The 16396-nt window shown below is 67.5% G+C and carries 16 protein-coding genes; 9 read left to right on the top strand and 7 right to left on the bottom strand.

Features of this window, described 5'->3' with window-relative positions; genetic code table 11:
- Positions 1 to 189, top strand: a 189-nt coding sequence (locus ACK5M9_RS13380; protein WP_416893647.1) for a hypothetical protein, incomplete at its 5' end; no start/stop codon positions are given.
- Positions 176 to 799, top strand: a complete 624-nt coding sequence (locus tag ACK5M9_RS13375; protein ID WP_416893646.1) for a type II toxin-antitoxin system PemK/MazF family toxin — start codon at positions 176 to 178, stop codon at positions 797 to 799. The genes ACK5M9_RS13380 and ACK5M9_RS13375, both read left to right, overlap by 14 nt.
- A gap of 49 nt (positions 800 to 848) precedes the next feature.
- Here the strand turns inward: ACK5M9_RS13375 and ACK5M9_RS13370 are convergent, their stop codons facing one another.
- Positions 849 to 1277, bottom strand: coding sequence for a CBS domain-containing protein (locus tag ACK5M9_RS13370; RefSeq protein ID WP_416893645.1), 429 nt, complete (start codon positions 1275 to 1277; stop codon positions 849 to 851).
- A 187-nt stretch (positions 1278 to 1464) separates the two neighbouring features.
- On the opposite strand from ACK5M9_RS13370, the gene ACK5M9_RS13365 reads away from it, so the two are divergent.
- Positions 1465 to 2307: a ribonuclease Z gene (locus tag ACK5M9_RS13365; protein WP_416893644.1), complete on the top strand. Its 843-nt coding sequence runs from the start codon at positions 1465 to 1467 to the stop codon at positions 2305 to 2307.
- Between the two features lie 160 nt (positions 2308 to 2467).
- Entirely contained in the window at positions 2468 to 2797 is a 330-nt protein-coding gene (locus ACK5M9_RS13360; RefSeq protein WP_416893643.1) for a PE family protein, read from the top strand.
- Between the two features lie 28 nt (positions 2798 to 2825).
- On the opposite strand, the gene ACK5M9_RS13355 is transcribed toward ACK5M9_RS13360, so the two are convergent.
- The 3 genes from ACK5M9_RS13355 to ACK5M9_RS13345 are packed head-to-tail and all read right to left on the bottom strand — an operon-like array spanning position 2826 to position 6321.
- Positions 2826 to 3665, bottom strand: a complete 840-nt coding sequence (locus ACK5M9_RS13355) for a transglutaminase N-terminal domain-containing protein (RefSeq protein ID WP_416893642.1) — start codon at positions 3663 to 3665, stop codon at positions 2826 to 2828.
- Complete coding sequence (locus ACK5M9_RS13350; protein ID WP_416893641.1) at positions 3665 to 4642, bottom strand: alpha-E domain-containing protein; 978 nt, start codon at positions 4640 to 4642, stop codon at positions 3665 to 3667. Before ACK5M9_RS13350 ends, ACK5M9_RS13355 begins: the two co-directional genes overlap by 1 nt.
- Positions 4642 to 6321 (bottom strand): circularly permuted type 2 ATP-grasp protein, encoded by a 1680-nt coding sequence (locus ACK5M9_RS13345; RefSeq protein ID WP_416893640.1) that lies wholly within the window; start codon positions 6319 to 6321, stop codon positions 4642 to 4644. Before ACK5M9_RS13345 ends, ACK5M9_RS13350 begins: the two co-directional genes overlap by 1 nt.
- A gap of 150 nt (positions 6322 to 6471) precedes the next feature.
- Between ACK5M9_RS13345 and rpsT the strand changes: the two genes are divergently transcribed.
- Positions 6472 to 6735, top strand: coding sequence for a 30S ribosomal protein S20 (rpsT, locus tag ACK5M9_RS13340; protein WP_416893639.1), 264 nt, complete (start codon positions 6472 to 6474; stop codon positions 6733 to 6735).
- 13 nt (positions 6736 to 6748) lie between these two features.
- Here rpsT and holA read toward each other — a convergent pair whose 3' ends face one another.
- The 3 genes from holA to ACK5M9_RS13325 all read right to left on the bottom strand — a co-directional run bounded on the left by holA (position 6749) and on the right by ACK5M9_RS13325 (position 10290).
- Positions 6749 to 7750 (bottom strand): DNA polymerase III subunit delta, encoded by a 1002-nt coding sequence (gene holA, locus ACK5M9_RS13335; protein WP_416893650.1) that lies wholly within the window; start codon positions 7748 to 7750, stop codon positions 6749 to 6751.
- A gap of 30 nt (positions 7751 to 7780) precedes the next feature.
- Positions 7781 to 9304, bottom strand: a complete 1524-nt coding sequence (locus ACK5M9_RS13330; protein WP_416893649.1) for a ComEC/Rec2 family competence protein — start codon at positions 9302 to 9304, stop codon at positions 7781 to 7783.
- Between the two features lie 95 nt (positions 9305 to 9399).
- A complete protein-coding gene (locus ACK5M9_RS13325) occupies positions 9400 to 10290 on the bottom strand; it encodes a helix-hairpin-helix domain-containing protein (RefSeq protein WP_416893638.1) in 891 nt (296 codons plus the stop codon).
- 191 nt (positions 10291 to 10481) lie between these two features.
- On the opposite strand from ACK5M9_RS13325, the gene ACK5M9_RS13320 reads away from it, so the two are divergent.
- The 4 genes from ACK5M9_RS13320 to ACK5M9_RS13305 all read left to right on the top strand — a co-directional run bounded on the left by ACK5M9_RS13320 (position 10482) and on the right by ACK5M9_RS13305 (position 16270).
- Entirely contained in the window at positions 10482 to 11639 is a 1158-nt protein-coding gene (locus ACK5M9_RS13320; RefSeq protein ID WP_416893637.1) for an acyl-CoA dehydrogenase family protein, read from the top strand.
- Between the two features lie 7 nt (positions 11640 to 11646).
- A complete protein-coding gene (locus ACK5M9_RS13315) occupies positions 11647 to 12762 on the top strand; it encodes an acyl-CoA dehydrogenase family protein (RefSeq protein ID WP_416893636.1) in 1116 nt (371 codons plus the stop codon).
- A 140-nt stretch (positions 12763 to 12902) separates the two neighbouring features.
- Positions 12903 to 13358: an MmpS family transport accessory protein gene (locus tag ACK5M9_RS13310; RefSeq protein ID WP_416893635.1), complete on the top strand. Its 456-nt coding sequence runs from the start codon at positions 12903 to 12905 to the stop codon at positions 13356 to 13358.
- A gap of 47 nt (positions 13359 to 13405) precedes the next feature.
- Positions 13406 to 16270, top strand: coding sequence for an RND family transporter (locus ACK5M9_RS13305; protein ID WP_416893648.1), 2865 nt, complete (start codon positions 13406 to 13408; stop codon positions 16268 to 16270).
- Positions 16271 to 16396 lie beyond the last annotated feature (126 nt).

The raw sequence follows: 16396 nt of genomic DNA, 5'->3' as shown, positions 1-16396 counted from the left end.
CGACTTGCCGTGGTCGATGTGCGCGATGATGCAGAAGTTCCGAATCTGCGCCGGCGGCGTGAAGGTCTTGTCGGCGAAACTGCTGATTGGGTTCTCCTGGTTGAGCGGCCTACGAATACGCTCAGCGTATCCGTGCGCAACCGCCCGGACACAATCACGCGTCTATGCTGCCTACATGGCACCGGGTAATCGGGCGTCGGGCAGATCGCAAGGGAACACCTCGGGGTGGAGGACGTTTCAGCGCTTCGCCGAGAACCTGCTCAACGAGGCTCCCAGGGCCGTCCGCCGCCTGCAGGACACCCACGAGGCCCTGCGAGTCATTCAGCAGGCGGTGAAGATCACCGCGGACCTGATGATGGGGGTGCCGGCGGCACCGGCCGGAATCGGCGGGGGCCGGCCGGTGACCAGGACCAGCTTCCCCACCTCGCAGCGCGCCCGGAAGGTGGAATACGCACCCGACCTCGACGGCCGCGCGGATCCCGGCGAGATCGTGTGGACGTGGGTGGTCTACGAGGACGACCCGACCCGGGGCAAGGACCGCCCCGTGCTCGTGGTGGGACGCGATCGCGACGTCCTGCTGGGTTTGATGCTGTCCAGCCGGGAACACCACGCCGGCGAGCGCGACTGGGCCGGAATCGGGACCGGCGCCTGGGACTACGAGGGCAGGCAGAGCTGGGTGCGACTGGACCGGGTGCTCAACGTGCCGGAAGAGGGCATCCGCCGCGAGGGCGCGATCCTCGACCGGCGGACCTTCGACGCGGTGGCCGCCCGGCTACGCACGGAATACGCCTGGCGCTGACCGATGCGGCCCGGTGGGCACCACTGGTTCCCGACCGGCTGAGACAACCTCAGCCCTGGGTGATGTAGGAGTGCAGCTGCTGCTGTTCGGCTTCGAGTTCGCCCATGCGGGTCTTGACGACGTCGCCGATGCTGACGATCCCGATCAGCTTCCCGTCGTCCAGCACCGGCACGTGCCGCACCCGGTTCTGTGTCATCAGCACACTGATGCTGTCCACGGTGTCCGATTTCACGCAGGTGGTGACCACGCTGGTCATGATCTTGGAAACCGGGCGAGACAGCACGCTGGCGCCGTGGGTGTGCAGCTGCCGTACCACGTCGCGCTCGGAGACGATGCCGGCCACACCTTCTGCGCCCACCACCACCATGGCGCCGATATTCTGCTCCGCCAGACCGGCGAGCAGTTCCCCGACCGTCGCTTCGGGGTTGATCGTCACCACCGCCGCACCCTTGCCGCGCAACACGTCGGCGATCCGCATCAAGCCTCCCGGTCGTCATGATCCGATTGGTTCCACTCCGATTCGCCTCCCAGGCTACGGCCAACTTGCGCCGCATGGAAGGCTGCACCCTGTCACGTCCCGCCGCACCGCCAAGCGGCGGGACCACCTCACACCTTCCAGGTCAGGCACTACCCGGCCGTCGAGGCCGGCTGGTACACATGGAGCCATGATCGAGGTCACCCTGCTCGGCACCGGAAGCCCCGTCCCCGACCCTCACCGCGCCGGTCCAGCCACCCTGGTGCGCGCAGGCGGACAGGTTTTCCTGGTGGATTGCGGACGAGGCGTGCTGCAGCGTGCGGCCGCGGTCGGCGTCAACGCCAGCGGCCTGTCGGCGCTGCTGCTCACCCACCTGCACAGCGACCACATCGCCGATCTCGGCGATGTGCTGATCACCGGCTGGATCGCCAACTTCGCACCCGATGCCCCGCCGCTGCGGATCATCGGACCACCGGGGACCGCGGAGGTGGTCGAGGCAACACTGAAAGCCTTCGGCCACGACATCGGATACCGGATCGCCCACCACGCGGACCTGAACACTCCGCCGCCGGTCGAGGTTCACGAGCACACCGACGGCCCGGTATGGGACCGCGACGGTGTGCAGATCGGGGTGGGCCCCACCGACCACCGCCCGGTGACGCCCACGATCGGATTCCGCATCGAGTCCGACGGCGCGTCGGTGGTGCTGGCGGGCGACACCGTGCCCTGTGCCGGCCTCGATGAATTGGCAGCCGGAGCCGACGCGCTGGTGCACACGGTGATCCGCAAGGACATCCTGGCCCACGTCGGTCAGCAACGCGTCAAGGACGTCTGCGACTACCACTCGTCGGTCCAAGAGGCGGCCGCCACGGCGGCCCGGGCCGGCGCGGGAACCCTGATCATGACCCACTACGTGCCACCGCTGGCCCCCGGCCAGGAAGAGCAGTGGCGGGCCCTGGCCGCCACCGAGTTCGGCGGCCAGATCGAACTGGGCGACGACCTGCACCGCGTCCAGGTCCGGGCGCGCCGCTAGCACCGGCCAGCAAACAGACTGCCCCGGTGCCCCACAGAAATCCCGGCCGGGTACTGTAACGAAACCATCTGCCGTCCGATATACGCTGGTAGAAAGGGCTGCCTTCGGACCTACCCTGAGGTAGGATCGGAGACTGTCGTTATCGAGCCGAGAGGTCTCAATGTCGTACGTGTTCGCTGGACCCGCAGCGCTGGAGGCTGCGGCCTCCGACCTGGGCGGTATCGGCTCGGCGATCAGCGACGCCAACGCCAGCGCGGCCGGGCCGACTGCCGGCATTCCCGCCGCGGCCGCCGATCAGGTTTCAGCGGTCGTCGCGAACTTCTGGGATGCCCACGCCCAGGGCTACCAGCAGATCAGTGCCCAGATGGCCGCCTTCCACGATCAGTTCGTCAAGGCCGTATCGGCCAGCGGGGCCGCCTACGCCGACACCGACACGGCCACGGCATCAGGAATCCACGACCTGCTCGGCCCGCCCAGATCCAACTCGTGATATCAGGGACTAAGCCAACTATCAGAGACTAAGCCAGCCTGATGATCTGCACATCCACGTCGAGATCCGTGGCCCCCATTCCCGAATAGATGCCCGTCAACGGCGACACATCGGCGTAGTCGCGGCCGACACCCACGCTGATGTACTGCTCGGAGATTTCGGTGTCGTTGGTCGGGTCGTAGTTCCACCAACTGCCGGTCCATGCCTGAATCCAGGCGTGGCTGCGCCCCTGCACCTCCTTGCCGATCGCCGCCGAGAGCTTGGGATGGAAATACCCTGACACATAGCGGCCGGGAATCCCCATGCCGCGCAACACGATCAGCGTCAAGTGCACAAAATCCTGACACACGCCCTGACCCTGTTCCAGGGCATCGAGTCCCGACGATTGCACACCGGTGGTGCCGGGAAGGTAGTCCAGCTCGTTGCGCGCCCAGCGGGCCGCCGCGACGACGGCGTCCTGCGGATCGTACTGGCTGCGGATCCGCCGGCCCACCGCGGCGATCCGCTCGCCGGCCGGGGTGTAGGCGGTGGGACGCAACATTTCGTCATACCGATCGATCACCGCCGGCGACCCCAGCTCTGCCCAGTCGACCGATTCGCCGGGAAGCTCCGAACGCTCGGTCTCCACCACCGAGGATGACGTCACGGTCAGCTCGGCGTGCGGCGCATGCAGGTCGAACGCCGTGACCGCAGTGCCCCAGTAGTCGATGTAGCGGTAGGACCGGGTGGCTGGAAGGGTCTCGACGCGATTGACGATCACGTTCTGCCGGGCGTCGGAGTGCGGCGTGAGCCGCGCCTCGTTGTACGACGCCGTCACCGGCGACTGATACGCATACCCGGTGGTGTGCACCACCTTCATCCGCCACATCAGGCTTCTCCTCGGTTCTCCACCAACGCGCCACGGTGGCGGGCATCGGTCCAGGCCACCCAGGGGGTTGCGTGGAAATACTGCGCTTCCAGCGCGCCTCCGACGTCCCGGCAGGTCTTCTGCAGGCCCGCCAGCCGATGTTCCAGCGTCTCGAGCAACGCACCGGGAGCGACGAACTCCAGTTCGCTCCGCGCCTGACCAAGCAGCCGCTGCGCTTCAGTGGTGGCCCCGACCCGGCTGTGCTGCTTGTTGAGCAGCTCGGCGAGGTTGTGTTCGGCCAGTCGAAGCGAATAGAAGACCGACCGGGGGAACAGCCGGTCGAGCATCATGAACTCCACCACGCGGGCCGCATCGAGTGCGCCGCGGTAGGTCCGCAGGTAGGTGTCGTGGGCACCCGTCGACCGCAACAGTGTCACCCAGGTCGGCGACGAAGCACTGTCCCCCACCCGGGACAGCAGCAGCCGCACCGTCATGTCGACCCGCTCGATCGCACGGCCCAGCACCATGAATCGGTAGCCGTCGTCGCGGGACAGGGTGGAATCCGCCAGGCCGGCGAACATCGCCGCGCGGCCCTCGATGAACGACAGGAATTCGTGCGGCCCCAGACGCTTGGCGGCCCGCTCGCGTTCGGGGAGCGCATGATAGGTGGTGTTGATGCACTCCCAGGTCTCGCTGGAGGTGACCTCCCTTGCCGACCTCGCATTTTCGCGCGCCCCCAGCACCGCGTCGACGATCGAGCAGCCACCGGAGGTGTTCGGTTTGAAGGCCACCAGGTCGGTCAGCGACCAGACATCGAGTTGGTAGTCGGGCGCCTCGATGCCCAGCACCTTCAGCAGGAGCCGCGACGCCGGGTCGGGGTCGACGCTGGAATCCTCGAGTAGCTGGTGCACAACGACGTCGAGAATCCGCGCGGTGTCGTCGGCACGCTCGACGTAGCGGCCTATCCAGTACAGGGCTTCGGCGTTGCGGGCAAGCATCAGTCGATCGCTTTCTGCTGTTGCTGTTGACGTGGCTGTTGGTCCCGCGGCTGACCGATCGGCTGGGGCAGCGTGGGCGCCGGCGGCAACGAATCATCCGGGTCCTGCCCGGGCACCGGCCGGGGCAGCGACCGGACGACCTCGGCCCGGCCGAGTTCATGGTCGGCATCGGAGGTTCGCGTTGCCAGCACCCAGGTGTCCTTTGATCCCCCGCCCTGGCTGGAGTTGACCACCCTGGACCCCTCTACCAGGGCCACCCGGGTCAACCCGCCGGGTAGCACCCACACATCGTTGCCGTCGTTGACCGCGAACGGGCGCAGGTCGACGTAGCGTGGCGCCAGCGAGTCTCCGATCCGGGTCGGCACTGTCGAGAGTTCCATCACTGGCTGGGCGATCCAGGCGCGGGGGTCGTCGCGGATCTTCGTGGCGAGTATGGTCAGTTCCTTTTCCGAGGCCTCCGGGCCGAACACGATGCCATATCCCCCGGAGCCCTCGACCGGCTTGATCACCAATTCGCGAATCCTGTCGAGCACCTCCTCGCGTTCGTCGTCCAGCCAGCAACGATAGGTGTCGACGTTGGCCAGCAGCGGTTTTTCGCCCAGGTAGTACTCGATGATGGTGGGGACGTAGGTGTAGACGAGCTTGTCGTCGCCCACACCGTTGCCGATGGAGCTGGAGATGACGACGTTGCCGGCCCGGGCGGCGTTGACCAGCCCGGCCACCCCCAGCACCGAATCGGCCCGGAACTGCAGCGGGTCCAGGAACGCGTCGTCGATCCGCCGGTAGATCACATCGACCTGGCGTTCTCCCTCGGTGGTGCGCATGTAGACCTGGTTGTCCCGGCAGAACAGGTCGCGGCCCTCGACCAGTTCGACGCCCATCTGCCGCGCCAGCAGCGAATGTTCGAAATATGCCGAGTTGTAGACACCGGGAGTCAGCACCACCACGGTCGGGTCGGCCTCGTTGGTGGGCGCGGAGTTGCGCAGTGCGCGCAGCAGGTGGGATGCGTAGTCGTCGACGGTGCGCACCCGATGGGTGGCGAACAGGTTCGGGAAGACCCGCGCCATCGTTCGCCGGTTCTCCATGACATAGGACACACCCGACGGCGAACGCAGGTTGTCCTCCAGGACCCGGAAATCACCCTTCTCGTCGCGAATCAGATCGATGCCGGCCACGTGGATGCGCACCCCGTTGGGGGGAACGATCCCGACGGCCTCACGGTGAAAATGTTCACACGACGTCACCAACCGGCGCGGGATGACGCCATCGCGCAGAATCGCCTGATCCCCGTAGATGTCGGACAGGTACATCTCCAGGGCCTTGACCCGCTGGATGATGCCGCGTTCCAGCCGGGTCCACTCGTTCGCCGAGATCACCCGGGGAACCAGATCCAGCGGAAACGGCCGCTCCTGCCCGGACAGGGAGAAGGTGATGCCCTGGTCGATGAACGCACGGCCCAGCGCATCCGCCCTGCCCTTGAGCTCGGACGCATCGGTCGGAGCCAGCTCGGCGTGGATCCCCCGGTACGGGGTACGAACGTCTCCCTGCGCGTCGAACATCTCATCGAAAGCCGGCGAATACACCGGGTCCGCGGAGTTGTAGCCCTCGAAAATGCGCTCCGAACGCGGGGGCCGCTGCCCGGATACTCCGGATACGCCGTGCTGATGCGAGAGAGTCACCCCTGCCATGCTGCCTCAGTCCTTCGGTTCGGGCAGCCCATGGGTTCCCTTTTGGGCGAAAACGTAACCGACTGATAGCCTGAGCAATCGCGATCGGGAGGCTGACGCCGCCGGCCGACCCCCAGACCAACCGGAATAAGGAACTCACGCGTGGCCAACATCAAGTCGCAGCAGAAGCGCAACCGCACCAACGAGCGCGCCCGGCTGCGCAACAAGTCGGTGAAGTCGTCGCTGCGCACGGCGATTCGCGCGTTCCGCGAGGCGGCGCATGCCGGCGAGAAGGAGAAGGCCGCCGAGCTGCTGGTGTCGACCAGCCGCAAGCTGGACAAGGCCGCCAGCAAAGGCGTGATCCACAAGAACCAGGCGGCCAACAAGAAGTCGGCCTTGGCGCAGTCCCTCAACAAGCTCGGCTGATCGCCCGGCCCCCTCAGTCCCGGCCCCGGCCCCAGCCCCGTCCGGCCGCCAGCTCGGCCACCTTGCGCACCGCGTCTTCCAGCGCGTAATCGGCGTCTACGACGGCTCCCTTGACGTTGGCGTTCAACGTCGCCACCAGCCGCATGGCCGTAGCCAATCGCTCACGCGACCACCGCCGAGCCTGTTTCTGCGCCTTCTGTACGCGCCACGGCGGCATTTTCAACTGGCCCGCCAGCCGGTAGGCGTCGCCGGACTGCGACATCACCAGGCCGATGGCGTGGACGGCTTCGCCCAGCGCGTCGGCCAGCACCACCAGCGGCGCACCGCGCATCATCGCCCAGCGCAACGCCTCGGCGGCGCCGGCGATATCACCGGCGATCGCCTTGTCGGCGATGTCGTAACCCTTCACCTCGGCTTTGCCGCTGTGATAGCGCCGGACCGCGGCGGCATCGACGCCGCCGGCGGTGTCGGCGACCAGCTGCGAGCATGCCGAGGCGAGTTCCCGGACGTCGGAGCCGACAGCGTCGAGCAGGGCCGTCACCGTCTCGTCGTCGACGTCGACGTTCAATGCCCGAAATTCTCCCCGGACGAAGGCGGCACGTTCACTGTCCTTGGTGATTCTGGCGCACTGATGGACCCGCGCACCCGATGAGCGCAACTGCCCCGCCAGCGCCTTGGCCCGTCCGCCGCCGGAGTGCACCACCACCAGCACGGTGCCCGCCGGCGGGTCGGCAGCGACCGAGGCGATCAGCGTCGCGGCGTCCTTCCCCGCCTCGGCCGCGGCTTCGAGCACCACCACGCGTTCTTCGGCGAACAGCGACGGGCTGAGCAGCTCGCTGAGTTCGTAACTGCTGACGTCGCCGGCCCGCATCCGGTTCACCGGCACATCGGCTATTCCGGCTCCGTGGTCGGGATCGGCGTTCCCGCCGGTATCGGTACCCTGGCGGGCCGACCGCAGAATCCGCGCGACCGCACGTTCTATCAGCAGCTCTTCATCCCCGAGGACCAGGTGCAGCGGCGACGCTTCGCTCACCCCACGATGGTGTCACGCGGCCCGGACACCCGGCATCCCGGCAGCCGCATCCGAAACCGACCAGGCCGCCAGCGTGCCGGCCACGGCCACCGCGGTCCAGAGCACCGTCGCCCGAAACCAGTGCCACCGCCACAGCACCAGGATCAGCACGGTCGCTCCACCGACCACCGCCAGGCCGGCAACGCCGGACGGCACGGACACACCGGCCCCCGGCACCCTCGCCGCCCAGTGCGCAACGCGCAGGACCCACCACACTTCGGGCCCGGTGAATCGGATCAGCAGTCCCGCGCAGCCCGGCCAGAGGACCGCCCACGCGGCGGCCGCGGTGCCCAGCACGGTGATCGTCGCGATCACCGGCGCCACCAGAAGGTTGGCCGCCACGGCGACCACGCTGAACCGGCCGGAGATCCCCGCGACCAATGGCGCGGTCACCATCTGGGCTGCCGCGGCGACAGCGAAGGCGTCCGCCGCGACCTTGGGCCAGCCCCGACCGGTCAGCCGGCGCGACCAGGCAGGCGCGATGACGACCAGAGCGGCCGTCGCCGCCACCGACAGCGCGAAGCCCACATCGACCGCCAGTTGCGGCGCCACCGCCAGCAGGATCAGCACCGTCGCCGACAGCGCCGGAATCGCCTGTCTGCGGCGCGCGGACAGCATCGCCGCAAGCGTGAGAGCGCCCATCACGGCGGCCCGCAGCACGCTGGCACTCGGCTGCACCAGGACCACGAACGCCACCAGCGCCAGGCCCGCCAGCACGACCGCGGCCCGCCGTCCGATCAGCCGGGCAGACAACAGCACCGCCGCGCACACGATGGTGACGTTGGCTCCCGACACCGCTGTCAGGTGCGTCATGCCGGCAGTGCGGAAGTCGGTTCTGGTCGTGGCGGTGACAGCCGACGTGTCGCCGAGCACCAACGCGGGCAGCATGGCGGCCTGATCGGCAGGCAGCACGTGACGCACCCCGGCTGCGAACCGCGTGCGGACGATGTGGGCAACCCGCTGCACGGCACCGGCCCGACCCCAGACCGGCCTGCCCACCGCAACGAGCGTCGCGACGGTCAGGTCACGCCGCTTCGGTCGGCTGATGCGGGCGGTGAACCGGACCGGCCGGCCGGCCATGACATCGCCGACATCGACTGCCCTGGCGAACACCACCACCCGGCCCGATGATTCGTCGGCCCGCAGGTATCGCAGCGTGGCCCGGAACATGAGCCGTCCCGACCCCACGGACACCGCGCTCTCGCTGGGTATCACCGTCACTGGAGCGGCGGTGCCGAACGCGGTGGTGATCGGGTGGCGAGCGGCAGCCTCGGCGCGCAGCGCCGTCGCCAGCCCGTAGCCGGCGCCGACCACCCCGACGGCCACCAGCCCCGCACTGACCCCTGCCACCCCTGCCACCGCTGCCACGCCCGCCACCCGCGCGCCGGATCGGTGCCGCACGCGCCACCAGGAAAACCCCGCGACGGCAGCCACCGCGGCGCCGCACCCCGCCAGCGCGTCGCCGGCCGACCAGACGATCCCGGCGGCCGTCACCATCCAGGCCGTCAGGGCCGCCGGCACCAGCCGCACATCCAGATAGCCCGCGGCCACCGGCGGCTCCGTGGAACCGCCCGCAGCCTGGTGCACGAGAGTCAGACACGAACCAGGCCACGCAGTTTGTCCAGCCGCGCCGGACCGATGCCGTCCACTTCGGCGAGTTGGTCGATGCTGCTGAAACCGCCGTTGGCCTGCCGCCAGGCCACTATCGCCGCGGCGGTGACCGGGCCAACCCCCGGCAGCGTGTCCAGCTGCCCGGCGGTCGCGGTGTTGAGGTCGAGCGCCTCGTCGCGAACGGTTGCCGGCGAGCCGGAGACCCCCGCCGGGTTCGAGGACGCCGGGGCGGTGGCGCTGCCGGCTCCCACGGAGCTCCCCATCACCGGCGGCTTGCCCGGCGGCGGTGCCAGCCCGACAACGATCTGTTCACCGTCGCCGAGCGGACGGGCCATATTCAGTCCGATCAAGTCGGCGCCGTCGACCGCACCCCCGGCAGCCTGCAACGCGTCGGCGACGCGCGCTCCGGGCGTCAGCGTGACGACCCCCGGCTGGTGCACTAGGCCCACCACACTGACCACCACCGACCGCTCCGCCGCCTGCGGGTTTGCCGACGGCTCGGAGGTCCTCGAGGAAACCTGCTCCACCGGAGGCAGTTTGGCGGACATCACCGCGGCCGGACGATCGCGCGCAAGGGTGAATATCGTGACCAGGACGGCGAATGCGGCGATCACCGCCAGAGCAATCGCACCCGCCCGCCCGGGGTCGGCCCGCAGCCTGTCCACCATGCCCGGACCGCCGCCGGGTTCCGGGAGCCAGCGCGGCAGCAACGAGTTCGGGTCTTCCCCACCGTCTTCGCAGCTGTCGTCGGCCCCATCCGCGCCTCCTTCGCCCCCGACTTCCCACTGGTGGTCACGGCCACCGCCGCGGTCCTCGTCCACCCCGTGTCCCAGGCGGCGGGCCAGTCGCTCAGCGGGCAGTTCGGTTCTCATGCCCCGACCGTAGGCGCGGCACCTGTCCGCAGTGCCCGCAAATCCGCTCCGAGCCGGGGATCTGTGGAATATCGCGAGGCTGTGCATAAGCGCCGGGCCGCATGGGCCAAGATTGGGGCGGCACCAACGACCCGGGCCGGACGTCACCGTCCACGACAAGCCCCATGTTCAGCGCAACACAGGAGACCGCAATGAGGCTGGCGCTCACCGCCGAGGAGGCGGAGTTCCGCGACGAACTTCGCACCTTCTTCAGCACCCGGATTCCAGCGGAAGTCCGAGACCTGGTCCGCCGTGGCGAGTCCCCGACCCGGGACCAGATCGTGGCAACCCACAAGCTGCTCCACGAACATGGACTGGCGGTGCCCGCGTGGCCACTCGAATGGGGCGGAAAGGACTGGACACCCACGCAGTTCCAGATCTGGGCCGACGAGATGCAGTTGGCCAGCGTCCCGGAGCCGTTGACCTTCAACGCCAAGATGGTCGGGCCGGTGATCGCCGAGTTCGGGTCGCAGGAGATCAAACACCGGTTCCTGCCTCCGACGGCAAACCTCGACATCTGGTGGTGTCAGGGTTTCTCCGAACCCGAAGCCGGATCGGATCTGGCCTCGCTGCGCACCACGGCGGTCCGCGACGGTGACAGCTACGTGGTCAACGGACAGAAGACCTGGACGACACTGGGCCAGTACGCGGACTGGATCTTCTGCCTGGTACGCACCGACCCCCGAGCCCCCAAGCCTCAGGCCGGCATTTCGTTCCTGCTGATGGACATGGCCACCCCCGGTATCACGTTGCGGCCGATCAAGCTGATCGACGGCGGGTTCGAAGTCAACGAAGTGTTCTTCTCCGATGTCCGGGTTCCCGCCGATCAGCTGGTCGGCGAAGAGAATCGGGGCTGGACGTACGCGAAGTTCCTGCTGGGCAACGAACGCACCGGCATCGCCCAGGTGGGGCGGACCAAGGTTCGTCTGGCGCAGGTGAAACACCATGCGGCACAGCGCGGCCTGCTCGACGAGCCGCTGTTTGCCGCCCGGCTGGCCGAAGCCGAAAACGACGTGCTGGCATTGGAACTCACTCAGGCCAGGGTGGTTTCGAGTTCGTCGGGAGGTAAACCGAACCCCGCGTCGTCGGTGCTCAAGTTACGTGGCAGCCAACTGCAGCAGCTGGCCACCGAGTTGCTCATCGAGGCGGCCGGTCTCGACGCACTGCCCGTCGACTGCGACGGCATCGCCTCACCCTCGTGGGCGCAGACCAGCGCCCCGCACTATCTCAACTACCGCAAAACCTCGATCTACGGTGGCAGCAACGAGGTGCAGCGCAACATCATCGCGTCGACCATTCTCGGATTGTGAGGCAGCCATGGACTTTCAGCTGACCGAAGAGCAGGCTCTGCTGCGCGACACCACAAGGGAACTGCTGTCGCGCACCTACGACACCGAGGGCCGCAACACGGTGATAGACACCGATCCCGGTTGGAGCCGCGAGGTGTGGACTCGACTCGCCGAGGTCGGGATTCTGGGGCTCGGGTTCGATCCCGACGAGGCCGGGCCACTGGAGATCGCCGCTGTGATGACCGAAGTCGGTCGCCGGCTGGCACCGGAGCCGATCCTGCACGCCGCCCTGGCGCCTGGCGGACTGATCGCCGCGCTCGGCAACGATGCGCAACGGGAGCTGCTGGCTGAGGTTGCCGCGGGCCGGCACCTGCTGGCGCTGGCCCACCTGGAACCCGGCCACCGCCATCCGGCTCCGGACATCACCACTCAAGCGGTGCGACAAGGTGATTCGTGGACGGTCAGCGGCCGCAAGAACCCGGTGCTGGCCGGAGACCAGGCGCAAACTCTGGTGGTCAGCGCCGCGTTGCCACAGGGCGGCACCGGCTTGTTCCTGGTCGACGCCGAGTCGGTCGAACGCGCGCCGTACCGAACCTTCGACGGCCAGCGCGGCGCCCAGATCGATCTGGACCGGACCCCTGCCGAACCGCTGGGCGATCGGGAGGACGTCACCGACAGCTCCGACGCCGTCGGAAACACACTCACCGGCATCCAGTCCGCACTCTGCGCCGAAGCGCTGGGCGCCATGGAAGAGGCCCTGCGGCTGACCACGGACTACCTGAAGACCCGCAAGCAGTTCGGGGTCACCCTCAACACGTTCCAGGCGCTGACGCAGCGGGCGGCCGACATGTACGTCTCACTGGAGTTGGCGCGCAGCATGAGCCTCTATGCCGCGGTGTCGATCGCGGACGGCAACCACGACCCGGTGATCGCGGCGCGCGCCAAGCTGCAGATCGGCCGTTCGGGCCAGCACATCGCCCAGGAGGCCATCCAGTTGCACGGCGGCATCGGGATGACCGCGGAGTATCCGGTCGGCCACTACGCTGCCCGGCTCACCGCAATCGATCTCACGCTGGGATCCGCGCAGGATCAGCTGCGGGTTCTCGTCGACCGCGTCGGCGACCACGACCTCGCCGCGCTGTAGGCGCGACGGTCCGCCCCGGCAACCCTGGGGAACGGTGGCGTGCACTAACCGTTAGGATGGCTAGCTGAGCTACCATTCTCCCGCGGGTGAGACTCCCACGGATGAGCAAAGTGCGAATCGGTGTGTGAAAGGCGGCGGCCATGCGGACGCGTTCGATCTCAGGCACCGCTGTCCGACTCCTCAAACGAGCGTGGATCCCGTTGATCCTGGTAGTGGTCCTGGCGGTCTCGGGCCTGGTGGTGTCACGGCTGCACAGGGTCTTCGGCTCCCAGGACCTCAACGCCAACGCCGGCGCCGGGATCGAGATCGTGCAGTTCAACCCCAAGGTCGTCGTCTACGAGATCTTCGGATCGACGGGGGCCACCGCCGACATCAACTACTGGGACGCCGACGCCAACACCCACCAGGTCGACGCCGCCCCACTGCCGTGGTCGTTCACCATCTCGACCACCTTGCCCTCGGTGAGCGCCAACATCATGGCCCAAAGTGACGGCACCCTCGTCGGCTGCCGGATCACCGTGGACGGGGTGGTGAAAGAGGAGAGGCGCTCCGACGGCGTCAACCCGCAGACGTTCTGCCTGGTGAAGTCCGCATGAGCGGCCCCGACGACACCGCAGACGCGTTCACCGGCCCGATCCTGGGCATGGACCCGGCCTCGGCGCCGGTCGCACCACGACCGCATCGCCCCGCGATCCCGCATGCGATCCGGATTTTCGCGATACCGGTCATCCTGGCGTGGGTGTTCGTCGCGGTGCTGGTCAGCGTGGCGGTGCCGTCGCTGGAGGTGGTCGGCGAGGAACACTCCGCGCCGATGACCCCGATGGATGCGCCGTCGATGAAGGCGATGATGCTGCTCGGCCACAACTTCAAGGAGTTCGATTCCAACAGCACGGTCATGATCGTGCTGGAAAGCGATGCGCCGCTGGGAGATCCGGCACACCGCTACTACGACAACCTGATCCGTCAGCTGCGCGAGCAACCCGAGCACATCCAGCACATCCAGGACTTCTGGGGAGACCGCCTCACCGCCGCCGGTGCCCAGAGCGCCGACGGCAAGTCCGCCTACGTCATGTTGAATCTGGCCGGCAATCAGGGCACCACCACGGCCAACGAGTCGGTCGAGGCGGTCCGCGAAGCCATCGCGGAGAACCCGCCGCCGAACGGCCTGGACGTCTACGTGACCGGCCCGGCGGCGCTGAGCGACGACATGCACGTCATCGGCAATGCCAGCCTGGCCAAAATCACCTTGTTCACCCTGGGCGCCATCGCCATCATGCTGCTGCTGGTGTACCGGTCGGTCATCACCACGCTGGTGCAGTTGTTCATGACATTCATCGCGCTGGCGTCGGCGCGCGGTGTCGTCGCGGTGCTGGCGTACAACAACGCATTCGGGCTCACCACGTTCGCCGCCAACATCCTGACGATGCTGGCGATCGCGGCCGGAACCGATTACGGGATCTTCCTGGTCGGCCGCTATCAGGAAGCGCTGCACGCCGGGGAAGACCGGGAGACCGCCTACTACACGACATTTCGCGGGGTGGCCCCGGTGGTGCTCGGGTCCGGCCTGACGATCGCGGGGGCGACCTACTGCCTGAGCTTCACCCGGCTGCCCTGGTTCGCCACCATGGGCGCTCCGGTGGCGATCGGCATGCTGGTCATCGTACTCGCCGGACTCACCCTGGGCCCGGCGGTGGTGTTCGTGGGCAGCAAGCTGCACCTGTTCGAATCCGCGCGGGGAACCGGGCAGGGCAGGATGTGGCGCCGTATCGGCACCGCGGTAGTGCGTTGGCCCGCACCGATTCTGGCGGTCAGCAGCGGGATCGTGCTGATCGGCATGGTCGCGCTGCCGAGCTTCAAGACAAGCTACAACGACCGCTACTACCTGCCCGAGTCGGCACCGTCGAACCTCGGCCAGGCGGCCGCCGACCGTCACTTCTCGCAGGCGCGGATGAACCCGGACATGCTGATGGTCGAGGCCAGCCACGACATGCGCAACACCGCGGACATGCTGGTGCTGGACAAAGTCGCCAAGAACGTCATCCGCACCGTCGGCATCGCGATGGTCCAGGACATCACCAGACCGCTCGGCATCCCGATTCAGCACAGCTCGATACCGTTCAACAACAGCATGCAGAGCCAGACGACCATGCAGAACATGGACTTCCTGCAGGACCGCATGGCCGACATCACCAAGATGGCCGACGAGATGCAGTTCATGATCGACACCATGGAGCGGATGTACCAGGTCACCCGAGACCTTTCCGACGCGGCCGACGATAGCGCGAAGACCACGGCCGACACCGCCGAGATCACCAACAACCTGCGGGACCATATCGCCGACTTCGATGACTTCTGGCGGCCGATCCGGAGCTTCTTCTACTGGGAGAAGCACTGTTTCGACATTCCGCTGTGCTGGTCGACGCGTTCGCTGTTCGACGCCCTCGACGGTTTCGACCAACTCGCCGGGCAGTTCGACGAACTCACCAGGGATATCCAGCGCACCGCGGTGGCGACCAGCGAGATGCTGGTGCTGATCCCGCCGATGATCACCACGATGAAGACGACCAAGGCGCTGACGCTGACCATGCAGGCCACCTTCTCGGCGATGCTCGACCAGATGAAAGCGCTCAGCGATACCGCGGTGGTGATGGGGCAGAGCTTCGACGCCTCGAAGAACGACGACCTGTTCTATCTGCCGCCCGAGGCCTTCGACAACCCGGACTTTCAAACCGGCCTCAGGATGTTCCTCTCGCCGGACGGCAAATCCGCCAGGTTCTTCATCACCCATCAGGGTGACCCGATGACGCCGGAGGGGATCTCCCGGGTCGACGCCGAACGCACGGCTGCGCAGGAGGCGCTGAAGCAGTCGTCGCTGTCCGATGCCAAGGTGTACCTCGGGGGTACCGCGGCGACGTTCAAGGACATGCACGACGGCGCCAAGTACGACCTGATGATCGCGGTGATCTCGGCCCTGACCCTGATCTTCATGATCATGCTGCTGCTCACCCGCAGCGTGGTCGCCGCCCTGGTGATCGTCGGCACCGCCGCCAGCTCGATCGCCGCCTCGTTCGGGCTCTCGGTGCTCATCTGGCAGGACCTGTTCGGCATCAAGGTCCACTGGATCGTGATGGCACTGTCGGTGATCATCCTGCTGGCCGTCGGCTCGGACTACAACCTGCTGCTGGTGTCCCGCTTCAAGGAGGAGATCCACGCCGGGTTGAAGACGGGGATTATCCGGTCGATGGCCGGAACCGGGGGTGTGGTGACCGCCGCCGGCCTGGTGTTCGCGTTCACCATGGCCTCCATGCTGGGCAGTGACCTGCGGGTGCTGGGCCAGTTCGGGTCGACGGTGTGCATCGGGTTGTTGCTGGACACGCTGATCGTGCGCACCCTGTTGATGCCGTCGATCGCAGCCCTGCTCGGGCGCTGGTTCTGGTGGCCGCAGGTGGTGCATCCGCGCGGGGAGAACGCCTCGGTGCACGCCCGGCGAGGCGTCGCCCGGGCGTAGTCGACGGCCCGAAGGGCAGCTACCCGGAATCCCGGCTGGTATTTGTAGCGCAATTCAGACTACTATCTGCACTTATCCAGCATGGCCGCCGGTGCTGGCAACCCGGAGACTGTGATCGCCGAATTG

The sequence above is a fragment of the Mycobacterium sp. genome (assembly GCF_047975165.1).
In the GTDB taxonomy this organism is placed as follows: Bacteria; Actinomycetota; Actinomycetes; order Mycobacteriales; family Mycobacteriaceae; genus Mycobacterium.
This window is presented reverse-complemented; position numbering and strand designations above follow the sequence as displayed.